General features: G+C 42.3%; 9 protein-coding genes. 2 read left to right on the plus strand and 7 right to left on the minus strand.

What is annotated here, in order from left to right; translation table 11 throughout:
- Positions 1 to 9 precede the first annotated feature (9 nt).
- On the minus strand, positions 10 to 1,707 hold the full coding sequence (locus BM386_RS09330) for a RagB/SusD family nutrient uptake outer membrane protein (protein ID WP_091693000.1): 1,698 nt from the start codon (positions 1,705 to 1,707) through the stop codon (positions 10 to 12).
- A gap of 11 nt (positions 1,708 to 1,718) precedes the next feature.
- Entirely contained in the window at positions 1,719 to 4,817 is a 3,099-nt protein-coding gene (locus BM386_RS09335) for a SusC/RagA family TonB-linked outer membrane protein (RefSeq protein ID WP_091693002.1), read from the minus strand.
- Between the two features lie 197 nt (positions 4,818 to 5,014).
- On the opposite strand from BM386_RS09335, the gene BM386_RS09340 reads away from it, so the two are divergent.
- Positions 5,015 to 9,112 (plus strand): two-component regulator propeller domain-containing protein, encoded by a 4,098-nt coding sequence (locus tag BM386_RS09340; protein WP_170857068.1) that lies wholly within the window; start codon positions 5,015 to 5,017, stop codon positions 9,110 to 9,112.
- A gap of 41 nt (positions 9,113 to 9,153) precedes the next feature.
- Here the strand turns inward: BM386_RS09340 and BM386_RS23625 are convergent, their stop codons facing one another.
- Positions 9,154 to 9,321: a hypothetical protein gene (locus BM386_RS23625; RefSeq protein WP_170857069.1), complete on the minus strand. Its 168-nt coding sequence runs from the start codon at positions 9,319 to 9,321 to the stop codon at positions 9,154 to 9,156.
- A gap of 230 nt (positions 9,322 to 9,551) precedes the next feature.
- Positions 9,552 to 10,724 carry a PQQ-dependent sugar dehydrogenase gene (locus BM386_RS09345; RefSeq protein WP_091693005.1) on the minus strand — a complete coding sequence of 391 codons (1,173 nt, stop codon included), beginning with the start codon at positions 10,722 to 10,724 and terminating at the stop codon, positions 9,552 to 9,554.
- 286 nt (positions 10,725 to 11,010) lie between these two features.
- Between BM386_RS09345 and BM386_RS09350 the strand changes: the two genes are divergently transcribed.
- Positions 11,011 to 12,354 (plus strand): Gfo/Idh/MocA family protein, encoded by a 1,344-nt coding sequence (locus BM386_RS09350; protein ID WP_091693006.1) that lies wholly within the window; start codon positions 11,011 to 11,013, stop codon positions 12,352 to 12,354.
- A 98-nt stretch (positions 12,355 to 12,452) separates the two neighbouring features.
- Here BM386_RS09350 and BM386_RS09355 read toward each other — a convergent pair whose 3' ends face one another.
- The 3 genes from BM386_RS09355 to BM386_RS09365 all read right to left on the minus strand — a co-directional run bounded on the left by BM386_RS09355 (position 12,453) and on the right by BM386_RS09365 (position 17,015).
- Entirely contained in the window at positions 12,453 to 13,391 is a 939-nt protein-coding gene (locus BM386_RS09355) for an FAD-dependent oxidoreductase (RefSeq protein ID WP_091693008.1), read from the minus strand.
- A 7-nt stretch (positions 13,392 to 13,398) separates the two neighbouring features.
- A complete protein-coding gene (locus BM386_RS09360; protein WP_091693009.1) occupies positions 13,399 to 15,189 on the minus strand; it encodes a serine hydrolase in 1,791 nt (596 codons plus the stop codon).
- A gap of 515 nt (positions 15,190 to 15,704) precedes the next feature.
- Positions 15,705 to 17,015 carry an ATP-binding protein gene (locus BM386_RS09365; protein WP_091693011.1) on the minus strand — a complete coding sequence of 437 codons (1,311 nt, stop codon included), beginning with the start codon at positions 17,013 to 17,015 and terminating at the stop codon, positions 15,705 to 15,707.
- Positions 17,016 to 17,202 lie beyond the last annotated feature (187 nt).

A 17,202-nucleotide genomic window follows, 5' to 3' on the forward strand; every position in this document is an offset into this window, starting at 1 on the left:
TTTAACTTATCAATAACCAGGATTCTGTTCCAGTTGATTGTTTGAGGCCAAAATTTCTGACCTAGGAATAGGCAACCAGTAATTCTGTGTTTCAAACTTCTTCCCGTTCAGGGAAATCTTCCTGTTGTAGGTCAAGCTACCATCTGCTTCTTTTACAATCTCCATCCCATAAGCAGGAGTATTTTCCACTTCATCTGCAGTCATCCACCTTCTCACATCGTAGTATCTATGCTCCTCGAAGGCTAGTTCAATTCTACGCTCATGGTGGATTCTTTCCCGCATTTCATCCTGACTCAAACCAGCAGGCAAGGCAGGCATTTCTACACCTGATCTGCTTCTGATCGAATTGATTGCATCATATACACTGGCATCTGGGCCTACGGCTTCGTTCTGTGCTTCCGCATAGTTGAGCAGGATTTCCGCATATCTGAAATAGATCCAGTTTTGAGTACCTGCCACTTCCCAAGGATTTTGAATCGGAAGCTCTTCATTTATGAATTTTCTTAAGTAATAGCCAGTCTTACTGGTATTCCAGTTAGAAGGGCCACCTTGACTATCGCGTCCATTAGGAAGAAATGTCTCCACCTCCCTGTTTCTATATGGGGCTCCGTTGTAGAGAATAGTCTCATAAAATCTAGGATCCCGGTTTTCGTAAGGAGCAGCCGCATGGGTATCATCCTCCCAATCAAATGGAGTCCCGTCCATCATCTCATAATCGTCAATTAGATTCTGAAGCGGAACATTTCCTCCCCAACCGTCATAGCCATTTGGTCCATTGGCGATTTCCAAGGCAGTATGTCTTGAATTGATATTGTAATACCTGGCGAAAATGATTTCCGAATTGCTTTGCGGAGTTAAGAACAACTCTCCATAGCCTTGCTGGTAAAGAGAATACTGCCCCAGATCAATCACAGCTTGGGCAGCCTGAGCCGCCTCTTGCCATTTCTGTGCATCACTGCCTCCATCGTTGTACAGTGGGCTTGCCGCATAAAGTAACAAGCGCGACTTCAGCGCCAGTGCAGCTCCTTTGGTTGCACGTCCTTCCAGCCAGGATCCACTGTTGGTCTGTGGCAACACTGCCGCTGCGGCATCCAATTCCTGAATTACATAAGCAATGGCTTCTTCTTTGGGAGCGCGCTCATAGAAAGATGGGTCTGTAAAATCATCCCCCAGCTGGGCTACATTGTCTCCCATCAACACCACATCCCCATAATTTTTGATCAGATCAAAGTAGCGGAATGCACGGATAAATTTAAGTTCTGCGATTAGCAAATCCTTTCCAGACTGGCTCATTTCCAGTTCGCCGATATTTGCCAAAGCATAGTTTGCCTCACGGATACTTCTGTACGATCTTCCCCAGAAAGTCCCTGCTATCCCTGTATTTTGCGGTGAAAGCTGGCCTTGCTGTATAAACCAGGTATTGTCATCGTTATTGTAAATAGACTCATCGGTTAGCGAGCTCCATAGCGCGTATTCAAATCCACGCCCAAAGCCAGGCACGTTTCCGTCTCCCTCTTTATCTGTCAATCTTACCCCTAAGTATCTATTGATCACATAAGCTTCAAAAAGCGTGGAATCCGAAAGAATTGATGCATCCGAAACTCTGTCTGTGGGAACCACATCAAGAAAATCCTCATTACATCCTCCCAGCAACAGGCCACTCAGCGCTATTCCCAGGAATGGTTTAAATATATTTTTAGTAGTCATTTTGGTCGGGTTTAGAATTGAATGTTTACACCAAGGTTGATGATCTTCTGCTGCGGGTAGAACTGTCCGCTTTCACTGGAACCTTCCGGATCATAATCTTTCACTCCGGTAAGTGTAAATAGGTTGAATGCATTGGCATAAATCTTCAAGCTGCTGATTGAGAGCTTATCCAACACCGGCTGAGGCACATTGTAACCAATCTGTATATTCTTCAATCGGGCAAAAGAAGCATCGTTCAACCAGAAGTTGTTTCTATACAAACCACCACTTACTGCGGAAGACGCACGCTCGCTTACTCTTGGGAAAGTTCCGTCGGTATTGGTAGGAGAATAACGGTTGTCCGCCCAGCTGCTATAGAAATTACCCACAGTGCCGGATTCCGGTAATACGTATTGGTTCACCTGCGTCTGTCCAGAAATCACCGCTGAGAAATCCCAGTTTTTCCAGGCTGCATTCAAAGTCATTCCAAACGTAATCTGAGGAATATTACCATACTTCGTCCGGGTCATGTCATCAGCATTGATCTCTCCGTCTCCGTTGAAATCTTCATAAATCAAGTCTCCTACCATTGCACCGGGTACATGTGGCGTACTGTCCAATTCTTCCTGGCTTCTGAAAATACCGATTGCATTGTAGAGCAGGTAAGTATTCATTGGATTGCCTGTCTGACGCTGATAGTCTAAAACCCCAGCCGCCTCATCGATGTACACAATTTCATTTTTGGCATAGGTGAAGTTTCCTGCTACGCCAAAGCTGAAGTTACCTTCGTGACGATAGCCTACCGTGGACTCAAAACCATGGCTTTTCACTTCGCCTATATTCTCGGCAGGCACTAGGGACTGACCGTCATAGGGATTTACAATTCCTGAAGTTCCCGGAATGGATGCATTTCGGATGGTCAAAATTTTACTTCTGTCCTGCTGGAAATAAATGAACTCAGTAGTGAATTTCTGAAGCCAGATGGCGTTAAAGCCCACATCTGTTTTGGTTGCAACTTCCCAGGTAATATTCGGATTGGCCAATCTAGTGAGATCGATGCCCGTGTTTACCTCATCACCAAGGATATAGCGGTTATTGAAAGAATAGTTGTCAAAATACTGGAACTGTCCCACATTATCATTTCCAAGTTTACCGTAAGAAGCTCTGAATTTCAGGTCATCAAAGAAGCCTAACTTCTCTCTGAACCAATCTTCTTCAGAAATCCTATAACCTACAGAAAGAGAAGGGAAAAATCCATATCGGCTATCCGCCGGGAAATTGGACGAGCCGTCCACTCTCATCTGAAGCTCAGCCAAGTATTTTTCATTGTAGTTGTAAGCAATTCTACTCAAGTAACTTTTCCTGGTATAGTTGTAGCTACTTCCCCAGTTGTCGTAATCCGATGCAGCTGCTCCACCTTGGGACAATTCAGGCGTTTCTGCAGTAGGAAAATGAAGTCTGGAAGCTCCCAGCGTATGAGATCTATTTTCACTCTGCTCATAGCCTGCAAAAGCATCGATAAAATGATTTCCAAAATAATGTTTGAAGTTCAAACGGATATTGGACACGACCATGGATTGAGAATAGTGGGTCTCAGAAAGCGAAGGCTGCTGATCTGGCCCTCCTCCTACTACCACAGGGTTGTAAGCACCTGAGGTGCGGTCATAATTGTACAAAGTATAGGGAGTACTAAAGTTTCTGGATCTGTCAGAACTTTCATCCACTGAGAAGAAACCTTCTGCTGAAAGACCATCCAGGAAGCCAAACTCATATTTACCTCTTAGGATACCGTTAAAGATATAGCGGGGATTCTGATTCAAACCACCTTGATCTGTTGCCATCACCACAGGATTGGAATTTTCGATTCCTGAAGATGGAAGGCCATTAGGATACACTGCCGCCACCGTAGGATAAGCTCTGTAGATCGAACGGAATATATTTCCGGCACTTGAAGTTGGGTATTGTCTATCTTCTTTTCTGCCGGAAAGGGATAGTCCCACAGTCAGTTTATCAGTGATATCGGCATCCACATTGGAGCGGAAGCTGTATTGATCGTAGCGAGTAGCACCATCTTTATACAATCCATCCTGACCAGTTTTGCCTAAAGACAAAAAGTAGGTCACATTGTCTGATCCCCCTCTGATGCTCAGGTCATGCTGGCTTTGCAAAGCAAAATTCTCCAAAGCTGCAGCCGCCCAATCCGTGTTCGGATAGTTCAGGGGATCGGAACCGTCTCTGAACATCCCCAGCTCATCTTCCGAATACACCTGATTTAATCCACCCTGCGGATTATTATAATAAGCAATTTCATTTCTGATCTGCCCATAAGTACCCGCATCAGCCATTTCCGGCAATCTTGTCGGTGAAGAAAAACCTTGATTAAAGCTGTAGGAAATCACCGGTTTACCGGATTTACCACGCTTGGTGGTCACTAGAATCACACCATTGGCAGCTCTGGAACCATAGATCGCTGCAGAAGCATCCTTTAAAACTGAAATACTTTCTATGTCATTTGGATTGAGTCGCTCTAATCCGCCAATCTGACCTGGAACTCCATCCACTACGACAAGCACATCATTGTTGCCTGTAGTAGCCAAGCCCCGTATGCTAATACTAGAACCATCGTACCCAGGTTCGCCCCCTCTGTTGTTGGCGATGATCCCTGAGAATCTACCAGAAAGTGAATTGGAAATATTGGGTTGTGGACTGTTTTTCAAATCCCTGCCTTCCACTTGGGATACAGATCCTGTGAGGGTGGCTTTCTTTTGCTCACCATATCCTACGACCACTACTTCATTGAGTGATTGCTCGTCAGGTACAAGTTGCACAGTGATTCTACTTTCCCCGCTTTGAATAACACGCTCCTGAGTTACATACCCAATAAAAGATATGCTTAAAGTAGCATTTTCAGTTGGGGCAAATGACAAGGTAAAATTGCCATCCAAATCCGTGACAGCACCTGATGTGGTACCTTTCAATAAAACGGAAGCTCCTGGGAGTCCGGTGCCGGTTTCATCCAGAATTTGGCCTGAGATTTTTTCCTGACCAAATACATTGGGCACAGTGCATGTCATTACTAGTAAAAATGACATACAATACAGCCATGCCCTGGCTGGTAATTGTGTTAGCATGTTTTTTAGGTTTATTTGTTAATTAATTAAAGCCGAAGGCTAGAAGAAAAACTCCTGAGTCTTCGAAACAATGTTCTGGAAAATCCGAAAGAGATAGGGGATACAAATCAGCAAATAAGGGGGTATAAATTGATCAAATGCCTATTCCCGGGATTAACACTGGTTTTATTCAGGACTTTTATATTGATTGTGCACAGATGAAACCCACTATTATAACCTTGCTATTACTTTGCTTTTGCCGGATCGGCAGTGGTCAAAGTTTGGATTCCAGCTCCATTTTCACCCGACAGGATCAACTGACGTTTTACCTTCTTGACGTGCAAAATGGCTTGTCCAATAATTACATCAATCAAATTGAGCAGGACTCCCTGGGATTCATTTGGATCGCAACCATAGACGGACTGAACCGATACGATGGGCATGGCTTCCAGATTTATAGAAAAAGCAACAGGAATCCAGCAGGAGGTCCCATGGCAAACTACATAGAGCAGTTGATAATAGATCAGAACCAGCACCTGCTACTAGCCACCAATAAAGGATTGAGTACCTATGACCCAAAAGCTGATTCTTTCATTCATTCAGACTTATTCAGAGGGTTAAATCCAAACTCAATCAGCAATATCATCAAAGGACCGCAGGGACATAAAATCATTACCACCTTCGATGGAGACATAAAGGTACTGGACGCCGACAGCGTCATCGCCTCATTTACTCATCATCTTTTAGATCCAAATTCCCTTTCTTCCACACGTATTTCAGCCTTGGCTATGCAGGGAGATTCCATTCTTTGGGTAGGGCATTTTGACCGAGGACTTGACAAAATAGATTTGCGACGTAACAAACTAACGGCTCTGGAGGATTCAGCCCCCTCCTTTCCTGCAAACATCAATTCGCTTTTCACTGATGAAGTGGGAAATCTCTGGGTAGGATCAAATACTGGAATTCGCGTGATCACCACTGAGGCGGATACGCTCAAGCTACAGGCTTCCGACCAACCCAATCTTGGCTTGAGTGATGGAAATGTACTTTGCTTTGAAAAAGGCCCTTTTGGAAATCTCTGGATCGGGACTAGAAACGGTGGGTTGAATATCCTGAATTCAGCCCAGTTTTTGAAAGATCAAACGATCGAACTGAAATGGTTTAAGCCTGAACAAGATGGAAGTAGTATATTCAACCGGACTGTCTCCAGCCTGAAGCTAAGCAAGGATGGCTATATGTGGATCGGAACCAGTACAGGACTGAATTTTGTAAATCCGCAGGGCGAACCTGTGAAACTTATCCAACGCCACCTTTCCAAAACAGAAACGATTTCCCACGATAGAATCGGATCGCTCGCAGAGGGAAACAACGGCAAAATCTGGATCGGTACAGACGGCGGAGGTTTGGATTACTTTGACCCACGAACCGAGCGAATCAGCCATTATGCGCATAATCCCGAAGATCCCAACAGCCTCTCTAACAATTACATAATTTCCCTTTTGGAAGACAGTAAAGACCGACTTTGGGTAGGGACTTACCAGGGTGGGTTGAATTTATTGGATACGGAAACAGGCAAATCCAAGCATTACCTCCAGGGAAGCCAAGAAAACGGACATGATGTGCGTAAAATCTTTGAAGGAAAAAACGGACAGATATGGGTGGGTACCAACAGAGGTGGACTGTATCGCTACCATCCTCCCATCGACGATTTTGATTACGTCAGGCAACTGGGAAAAATAGACATCCGTGACATAGCTGAAGACGACCTGGGCAATCTCTGGCTGGCAACTTTCGGTGACGGGATTATCAGGTACAATTATCTGACGGGCGAGCAGGAACTCTTCAATGAAAACACCATCCCAGGTTTTCCTGTCGAAGTAGTGTTTGCCATAGAAGTGCTGGAAAATGGCGAGGTAATCGCCGGTAGTCGCTATGAGGGCCTGATCCGCTTAAACCCAGAAAGCAAAGCATTCGCTCTTTTTACCGATGAAAGCGGTCTCAGCAACAATTCCATCAACAGCATGGCCAAAGGTAAAGACGGAAAAATCTGGCTTGGCACCTATAGAGGCATCAGTTTTTTCGACCCCAAGACCGATGAGGTGGGCAATCTCAACTCGATCAATAACATCCAACTTGCAGAATTCAACATCGGAGCAGCGCTGGTCACCCAATCTGGCGAAGTGTACATGGGTGGAAATAAGGGTATCAATGCCTTCAATCCTAAAACCCTAGACAGTCAAGCCAATAACTACCCCTTGATTTTCACAGACCTTCGATTGATGAATAAAAAAGCATCTGTAATAAATGATGGAGAAGGCTTCAGGCTCACCCAGGCACTTCCTTATCTGCCTGAGCTCGACTTAGCCCACGATCAATCTTTGATATCTATTGATTTTGTAGCCTTAAAACTTCCCTTAGGAAAAGATGTTAACTACGCTTATAAATTGGAGCCATTCCATAGTCAATGGATAGAAACAAATCAAACCGGCACAGCTAATCTCAGCAACATTCCGTCGGGGGAATATACACTCAAAGCCAGAGCAAGTTCTGGTACCAAAACCATAGCAGAAAATGAAATAGCAATCACAATCCATCCTCCATTTTGGAAAACCTGGCCAGCATATCTACTATATCTTATTTTATTGCTGACCTTGGTGGTGACGGGAATGCGCTACTATGCCGAACGGTTGAAGTTGAAAAACTCGCTTCTATTTGAAAAAAAACAAAGGCATCTTGAACATGAACTGAACGAAGAACGCGTACAGTTTTTCACCGGATTTTCCCATGAGCTTAAAACTCCACTTACGCTGATCATCGCTCCTGTGGAAGATTTATTGCTTGAAACAAAAAATGCAAAACATCTCAAAATTCTGAAGCTAATCCAGAAAAATGCCACCTACCTGCATGAGATGATTTCTAAACTTCTGGAATTCAGGAATGCAGAACTCAGTGTCAACGAGCTGAATATAAAATCCCAGCCAATCGTCAAACCTATCAAACAGTGGATAGAGCAGTATCAGCCACTAGCCCGTCACAAAGGCATCAGACTCAAAAGTGATTTGCCGAAAATTGATTTTATAGCAGCAGTTGATATCCAAAAGCTTCATATCATTTTCAACAACCTGCTTTCCAACGCCTTGAAATACTGCCAGACAAATGATCAGATAACCGTGCTGGTCAAAGAACTAAGCGGAGAGTTTGAGCTCTGTATTCGCGACAATGGGCCTGGAATTCCTTACGAAGATCAGCAACATGTATTTAACTGGTATTACCAAAGCGGTGCAAATACTGAGGAAAAAGGTACAGGAATTGGTTTGGCGCTCACCAAAAGGCTTGTCGAAGACCATCAAGGTTCCATAGAACTTCAAAGTCAGCCAGGAGAAGGATGTTGCTTTGCGATCAGAATTCCAGTGAGAGCGCCTGAAAATCAGCAGAGCTCACTTCATGTCGAGCCTGCAAGTGAATGGCTTCCGGAGCCACAGCATGCTAAGTTGCATGCAAACATCAGTTTCGATCTAGAGGGAAACCGAGAGGTGATATTGGTCATAGATGACAATCCGCAGATTCTGGAGTATATGGAGACACTACTTGCAAATGAATATGATCTGATTTTTGCAGAGAACGGAAATCAAGGCTTGGAAAAAGCCAAACAGTATATTCCTGATCTGATCATTTCGGACATCATGATGCCAGAGAAAAACGGAATTGACCTCTGCGGAGTCCTAAAGGAAAATCCAGGAACAACCCATATTCCTGTGATCTTGCTTTCTGCCAAAAGCAATACCGAGAGCATCACTTCTGGATATGGAAAGGGTGCTGATGATTATATTACCAAGCCATTTGAAGGTAAAATTCTAAAATCCAGAATCAGAAACCTTTTAAACGCAAAAATCCGCCTTCGCACCTATTTTCTGGAAAAAAACACCCAGCAGGAAGAGCTTTCACCCTCAGAAAAGAGTGCTGTTGGTAGGGAAAAGTCCTTTTTGAGAGAATTGGAGACACATATTCTAAGCGGAATAGCAGAGCAAGTCACTGATGTGGACACGATCTCTCAGGCTATGGGAATGAGCAGAACTTCTCTCTTCAGAAAACTTAAAGCACTCACAGGCCAGAACATCAACCAGTACACCCGCTCGGTCAAATTAAAGAAGGCTGCTGCCCTCATCAAAGAAGAAAAACTAGGGGTGGCTCAGGCAGCTTACGAAGTCGGTTTTACCAGCGTGAAATATTTCAGAAAGCTTTTCAAGGAGCAATTCGGACATCTGCCTTCCGAATTAAATGAAAATGAAATGCAGGAGCAGGAGAATGAGAAGTGATATCAGATTTTCTGCTGATCTAACGCATGTGCTATCGTCTGCTAAGAAACCTTCTCTTTTATCTTATTGTAGAGAATAATCAATACTACTATAGCCAAAACGAATAAAATGGCTCCCATGAAAAACTCAATAATTTCCATGACCAGAGTAAGGACAAGAATGGCTCCAAGTATAAGTAAACCAGCTACGATTAAGCCTATTTTTTTCATAATTTATTGATTCTTTAATTTAATAACTAAACAAGTTTGACACTCAAAGTATATACTTACCCAACTCCTGAGAATTGAGGATTGAGCGTAAGTATAAAACTATGGACTTTCAAATAGATTATATCACACTGAATTTCAATATTTTACTGACTTCTATTTAAATTTCACTTCACTTTTTTTTAGGTCGAGGCAACTTCACTTTTACCCCCATACGCTCTCCGACTCAAGATTCACTCAATCGCCAATTTGTAAATTTTATCATCAAAGCCGCATATATACAATTCTTGGTTTTGATCCACTCCAAATGCTGAAATCGGGAAATCTGCATTCAGCAATTCTGTATTAATCGGGTTAGAAGGATCGCTGACGTCCAAACTCCAGATCCTTCCGGAAACGAAATCAGCATAGATGTACAATCCTTCCAATTCTGCTATGGCATCACCATGATACACAAATCCACCTGTGACGGAAATATCACCTTGGGAGTGGTCATATTCCCAAACGGGTAGCGCTAGCCCAGTCTTATCACAGTCAGCAGGTTTGAAACAATGAAAACCTTCCATGGTATTCCATCCATAATTTCCACCATTTTCAACTATGTCAATCTCTTCATATTTATTTTGTCCCACATCCCCTACCCATAGCTGACCGTTGGATGAGTCAAAGCTAAATCTCCATGGATTTCTCAAGCCATACGCATAGATTTCTTCCCGAAAACCTTCTGAATTATTTACAAAAGGATTATCAGCAGGTATTGAATAGTTGTTAGATCCAGTTGTCTGATTCACGTCTATTCTAAGGATCTTTCCTAACAAAGTACTGCGGTTTTGCCCATTGCCCTGAGGATCTCCGCCACTTCCACCATCACCTGTAGCGATATAAAGGAAACCGTCAGGGCCAAATGAAATTTGACCTCCATTGTGGTTGGAATAGGGCTGTTCAAACTCCAACAAGACAAGTTCACTGGATGGATCAGCTTTATTGGGGTCTGAAGACATCACTGAAAAGCGGGAGATTACAGTTCTATTTGGGTTTCCTGCGGTATAATTCACATAGAAATAGCCATTACTCTGGAATTCTGGATGGAATGCAAGTCCCAATAATCCTTCCTCATTCCCTGAATCATCTACTTTACTTTCTATATCCAAGAATTCAGTTTTCTCACTAGCTGCGGCATTATTTTCAAAGACAGAAATCACTCCTCTCTGCTCAACCACAAAGATCCTGTTGGAATTGTCTCCTGCATGTTGGAAATCTACAGGTCTGGTAAAAGAAAGGTTTGGGAAAGCTTCTTGGACGATGAACTCACCAAGCTGACTTGGGCAAGATGAGGGATTTTCTTGTGAGCAAGCGCTGGTAAGAGTTGTGAGTAATAATAAAACGGTGTTTAAATAGATTTTCATGGAGACTTAGGTTTGGTGGTTAGTGCAACTTATTACTACCTACGAAAATTAATTGGTTTTGAATGGATTAAGAGAATTAGATTAATGAACAGGATCTCAAGAATCATTAACTAACAACATAAAAAAAAACCGTTCACTTTACTTATCTCCACCAATATATTTTTTGGATTTTGCGTAATACACCTATTTAATATTGCTTAAAAATATCCATATGTGTAAGTTTATGAGCATTGTTACCATTTTTTCAATAAATTGAACTAATAACAACCCCAAAATAAATCTAACAATGAGTAAAGAATCATCGAGGAGAACATTCATCAAAAAATCAGCAATAGCGGGCACAGCAGCTATGGTCTTGCCGACCTTTATCCCAGCTTCAGCTTTTGGCGCTAATGACCGCATCAATGCAGCTGTGCTAGGCATAAATGGTAGAGGAAAAAGTCATATTCAAGGTTTCATGGCTCAAAAAGATGTGGAAATTACGACACTTTGCGATCCAGACTTGAACCTGCTGACCCCTGCCCAAAAAGCGTTCAAGGAGAAATACGGTAAAGACGTTGGAATTGAGCAAGATCTCAAAAAAGTATTTGACAATAAGGATATCGATGTGGTAAGCCTTGCCACCCCAAATCACTGGCATGCGCTGGCGACTATCTGGGCTTGTCAGGCAGGCAAGGATGTCTATGTAGAAAAGCCTGGGTCACATAACATCTCTGAAGGTCGTAGAATGATAGAAGCGGCAGAGAAATATGATCGCATCGTCCAGCATGGTGTGCAGCTAAGAAGCTCGCCGGCCGTCCAAGAGGCAATAGAACTCATGAGAGATGGCTATATAGGCAGAGTTTACATGGCTCGTGGGCTTGTATTTAGAATGCGTGGAGATATCGGTATCAAGGGGACTTCTCCTGTGCCAGATGGATTGGACTATGACCTGTGGACAGGCCCAGCTCCAAAAGTTCCATTTACCCGAGATCTGGTGCATTACAACTGGCACTGGCACTGGGATTATGGCAATGGGGACGTGGGGAATCAGGGAATTCATGAGACTGATCTCTGCATGTGGGGACTTGATGTAGGCTTTCCTACCAAGATTACCTCTATGGGCGGAAAGTATCTCTGGAATGACAGCAAGCAAGTACCTGAGGTACTGACTTCTATCTATAACTACCCAGAGGAAAATAAAATTATTCAATTCGAAGTGCGCCCATGGTACACCAATGCTGAGGATGGAGCCACTGTTGGGAACATCTTCTATGGTGATAAAGGCTATCTGGTAGTAGATGGCTACGATAAATACAAGACCTTCTTAGGTAATGACAGAACACCTGGTAAATCCGGTGATGACGGCGGTGAAGCTGCTTCAGGAATGGACAGAGGTGCCGGAGGGACTGATGGTCACTTCACCAACTTCATTGAGGCTGTCCGAAAGCATGATAAATCTATTTTGAATGGACCGGTTGAAACCGCTCACTTATCTTCTGGTTTGGCACACTTAGGAAATATAGCTTACAGGCTGGGAAGGGTACTTGATTTTGATCCTAAGTCAGAGAAATTTGTTAACGATCCAGAAGCCGACGCCATGCTTACCAGAGAATACAGACCTGGTTTTGAGGTGCCAGATAAAGTTTAGAATTTTACATTCAAAGAGAAATAAACCCTGTTAGACCATGTTCTAATAGGGTTTATTTCTTTGGTCCAACTTCTGTTTCCTTGGCTTTACTTAACGATCTAATTCCTTTTTTCTAAAATTTCGGCAAGCTCCATCGCACATCCCCAAGCCACTGTGAACCCTGCTCCTCCATGTCCATAGTTATGGAATACATTAGGGTAGTTTAAATCAAATTCAAACCTGACAGCACTCCTTCTGGGTCTCAAACCTACAATAACTTCTAGAATCTCAGGATTTTCAGTTACACCGGATTCTGTCAATCTGTTAAGGATTAATTCTGTGTCAGCTGGATCAATGGATTCGTTCCAGTCATTTTCATAATCAGTTCCCCCGATTACCGAATCCTCAGATCTGTTGATCACATAGCTGAGAGCACCTCTTTTGGTAGGGTTGGCAAAGGAAGGGATCTTCATTTTATTACATCGGAGGATTTGTCCCCTCATAGGATGCAAATCATCGTCATTGCAAAGTGACTTCGCACCCAAACCGGTGCAATTGATCACCCAGCTATCCAAAGCTGCTAATTCTTTTAAAGAAGAAATTTCCAGCTCCTTATATTCCCCTCCACTTTGGAGGAATTTTTCAAAAAGATACGGCAGGTATAGAAGTGGTTCGGCTAGAGGAACATGAGAAATAAAGGCCATTTCCATGCCTTTGGGAAGTTCTTCTCGCGTTGCTTGCCTGACTTTACCAGCAGGAAGTTGGCTGGTCCAATCTATGTTGCTTTCTGCCGTGTAAGCGGTGATAAATGGAATGAATTTGATGCCATTCCCTTCAATGACATCAGTTGCATATCGCTGATAAGCCAACGTCGCCCAGCGATTGGTTTTTTCTTTGGGCTGGATCTCAAATGGAAACCAAATGGCGCCAACTTTCCAAGATAGACTCTTTTCAAATCCAGCCTTAGAGATCAGTTTCACACTAAAGCCTGATTCCTGAAGCATGATGGCTGATGTCAAACCAACTATTCCTGATCCTACAACTGTGACTGAAGTCATCGAAAATCTATTTTTTAACGGCAGCAAAAGTCCCGTTCGGCTGGATAAGCAACATATTCAAAACGCCTTCCTTTTCCTCAAATCGTACCTTATAACCCGGTAATCCTTTGACAATGAATTCATTTTCCTGAGTGGGTGTAAGGGAATATTCAGGCTGACCAGGGACAAACAATGTTAACGCTTCATCCTTCAGAGAGATTTTTAAGTCTGTTCCGGAAAGGGAATAGGTACCCACATAAGTTTCCAGCATTTCCAAAGAAACTTTAGCTTCTGCAGGAGTGCGTTTGAAAGTAAGCGGTTCTAGCGTGGGTTCGAATTTCACGTTGGCGGATTCTATGTCACCAAATTCATCAGAGCGGAAATTAAAATTGACACCTAACCCTGCAAGAGTATCAACCTCGTTTTCTTTGACCAAATAAGGCTCAAAAACATCGTAATGCCTATGTTTCAAATACAATCTTTCTCTTGGGAATTGAGCCCACAAAGAGTCGTTTTTGAATTCAATTTGAAATGTACCGTAGCCTGGATGATTGTATTTTCCTGTATATTCCACTAATGCATGGGAAGGCTGGGTGTTGGGAACGGTACTGGATTCCTGCTTCTCCTTTGCTTCTTTTTGTTGTTCCTTTATTTTTTCAATTCTATCTGTGTAAAAGCCCACCCAGTCGGTTTTCTCCAAATCCAAGAGCTCATCTGAAATAGCATCTCGAACTAGGTTTGGCAAAGCAGAACCATTTTGGTTTGTCAAAACGACAATCCCTAGGCTATCTGTTGGAAAAAAGGCTACGTTAGCCGAAAACCCATCGATATTCCCACCATGTTCCAGTCTATAATGTCCTTTGTAAGAAGATGTAAACCAGGCATATCCGTAGCTATTGAGGTGCTGATCAGGAAACTTTTTATCAGCAATACCTCCACCTACCAGCATCAGGGGATTCACAGCTCTGGCGACATAGCTTTCCGGCAAAACTTGAACTTCCCCAAATTTCCCTCCATTTAGCCAAATCTTTACCCAATTAGCCATTTCTTTCACGCTGCTATTGATGCTTCCAGCTGGGCTGATCGCCGCGATATTATAATATGGAGTTACTTTATTGTTGGTGAATTCTTCCAAAGTATAGCCCTTGGAAATATTGCTAAACCCTTCCAGCTCTTTGATGCTGACGTTTGAAGTAGTCATATTCAAGGGCTTGAAAAACCGCTCTTTGATATTTTCTTCCCAGCTTTTTCCCGTGAGTTTTTCCGTGATGAGGCCTTGTGCCAAATACATGAAATTATTGTAATACCATTGCTTTCTGACTCCGGTGAAAGGCTCTTGGTGTTTTATGCGCATCAACAAGCTGTCCTTGTCCTCCGAGGGAAATAAATACCAGGAAATATCGTGTCTGGGGAGCCCGGTACGGTGGCTGATCATATCCGTAATAGTCACTTGATTAGTGAGCTCATCGTTATAAAACTCCAGTTCAGGAAGGTATTTCTTTGGGCTATCTGAGAATTTCAAGCCCTTTTCTTCCTCCATAATCCCCAATAGTGCCACAGTGAAAGCCTTGGAAGAGGAACCAATAGCATACAGCGTGTTTTCATCGGCTTCAATCTTTTTTTCCAAATCGCGGTACCCAAACCCTTTGGAATAAATAACCTCATTGCCCTGCACTACCGCTACCGAAAAACCAACTGTCATCGTAGCTTCCTGAAGCGCTTTAAGTTTGTCATCTAGCTTTTTGGTGTCCAGTTTAGTCTGAGCAAAAGTCAGCGTACTACCGACTAGAAAAATGAGAGAAAAGAGAATAATTCGCATTATGTGTTAGGTATGGTACATTTACCCATCAAACTCAAGATTTTTTCTGTGAAATTCTAAGAAATGACTGGATTTTTTAAGGAGGCTTGATGTATTCCCAGTTTTAGTGCAACTATATTATTGAATAAGAGCAGTTTAAATTTTTGAAGCTAGATGTCAAGTTGCCTTTTTAACTGAGTGTTATCACCATACCATAGAATTCAAGAATTTAAATCTCTTACAGCGGTAAATTGCTTGGAAATTAGAGATTACAAATCTCGAATAGCAGATTGCAACACTGGTTAGTAGGATTTTAAAAAACTGCGTGGTGCAGAGGCGACTGCTTGGGGTCTTTTCCTAAGATCCCAAGCAGTCTTTGCCTCCGTCTTCTCTCCACACAAAATCTTTATGGGGTTAAGATTTTCTTCTCCTTTAGAACGTTGGGAACCTTTGTCCAAGTCTTATTTGTGGATTTAAAAAAGCTTAAAGAAAGTTAATTGAGAAGTAGTGGTTCATAAGTACCTTGAAGGGAATACTTACATGTCTTCAAGGGACAGGGCGAGGAATTCCTTGGTATATCCAGATAGTTTTTGATCTAAAGTGGATGCTTTGTTTTGTAGATATTCAAGATTGATTTTTGACTTGTTCAATTTTACTTCTGCAAAAACTGCCCGCTTGTTTAGCTCATTGATAGCGATGATGTCAATTTCATTCTGATTTCCTTTCCCCCAATAAGTCCCTATTTCTGAAAATTCTCCACTAAGCTGAAGTTTTTGCTGGAAATATCGTTCTAGGGTTTTGCCCACAAACGTAGAATACCCTTGCAGCACCAGGTCTTTTACAAACTGATAGTTTTCGATTTCTATTGCACTTTGGTTTTTGTAGATAAAGCGGAACCAGAATCGGAGAAAATTATCCGTTATTTCATATTTGATTTGCCTACTTCCTTGCTTAGCAAAAATAGGTTTGATCTTTTTTATTAAGCTGAAATCATTTTCTAGTTTATCCAAAAAACCACCAACACTCATTTCTAAAATTGACTCGATCTCCGGACGTGAAGTTTTGGATGAAGCGATAAGGGAAAGGATGGAAAAATAGGTGCTATAGTCCTTTCCAAACTCTTCTATCAAGACGTTTTTACCTTCTTCCAAGAATAGGGAATTTTCCTTGAAGATCTCATTGAGAATGGAGTCTCTCGTGAAGGCGTTACTTTCCACCAGACTTTCAACATATTTTGCAACTCCACCGGTAAACGCATAGAACGCCAGCAAATCTTCTGGAGTGTATCCTGGGAAATAATCAGTCAAGATCTCTTTCAGTACATTGATATCAAATGGCTTGATGTATAGGCGTGCCGTGGCTCGCGAGAACAAAGGCTCTTTGGCATTTTCGAAGATATCCTTCATCATTGAATAAATTGAGCCACAGAAAATCAGATTAATCTGACTGCTTGATTTTTTGGAATCCCAAATATTCTGAATATCACTGAAGATGGATGAATTGACGGTTTTGAATTCTTGAAATTCATCAATAATTAGTGTGAAATTCCGGCTTTCTGAAAGCTCCATTATCCATCCGAAAAGGTCTTTGAACTTAGTGATCTCACCGAAAAAATTGACCTGAAGACTGTTTTTGATGGTTTCTACAAATTCTTGACAGAGGAGAACCTCGTTTTTTCGGGCAACAAAAAGATACACTGATGGTTTACCCTCACTATCTTTTTTCAGTAAACTGGTTTTACCAATCCTTCTCCTTCCCACCATAATAGTCATTTGTGCGCTTTGGGTGGATTTTTCTCGGATTCGCTGCAGTTCAGCTAGTTCTTTTTCTCTATTGTAAAATTTCATTGCTTACTTATTGTAATGCAAGTTACTGTAATATTTGTTACAATAAAAAATATCTATAGAGATTTCCTATCTACCAAGCGCTTTGATAGTTATAGTGAGTAACCATGGACAATAGAAAAGGCTTGATTGAGAGATTGACTTATTTTCTTTCTAAATTTAAATTATCTGATTATACGCTTCTTTGCCA

This window comes from Algoriphagus locisalis (genome assembly GCF_900116615.1).
GTDB classification, from domain to species: domain Bacteria; phylum Bacteroidota; class Bacteroidia; order Cytophagales; family Cyclobacteriaceae; genus Algoriphagus; species Algoriphagus locisalis.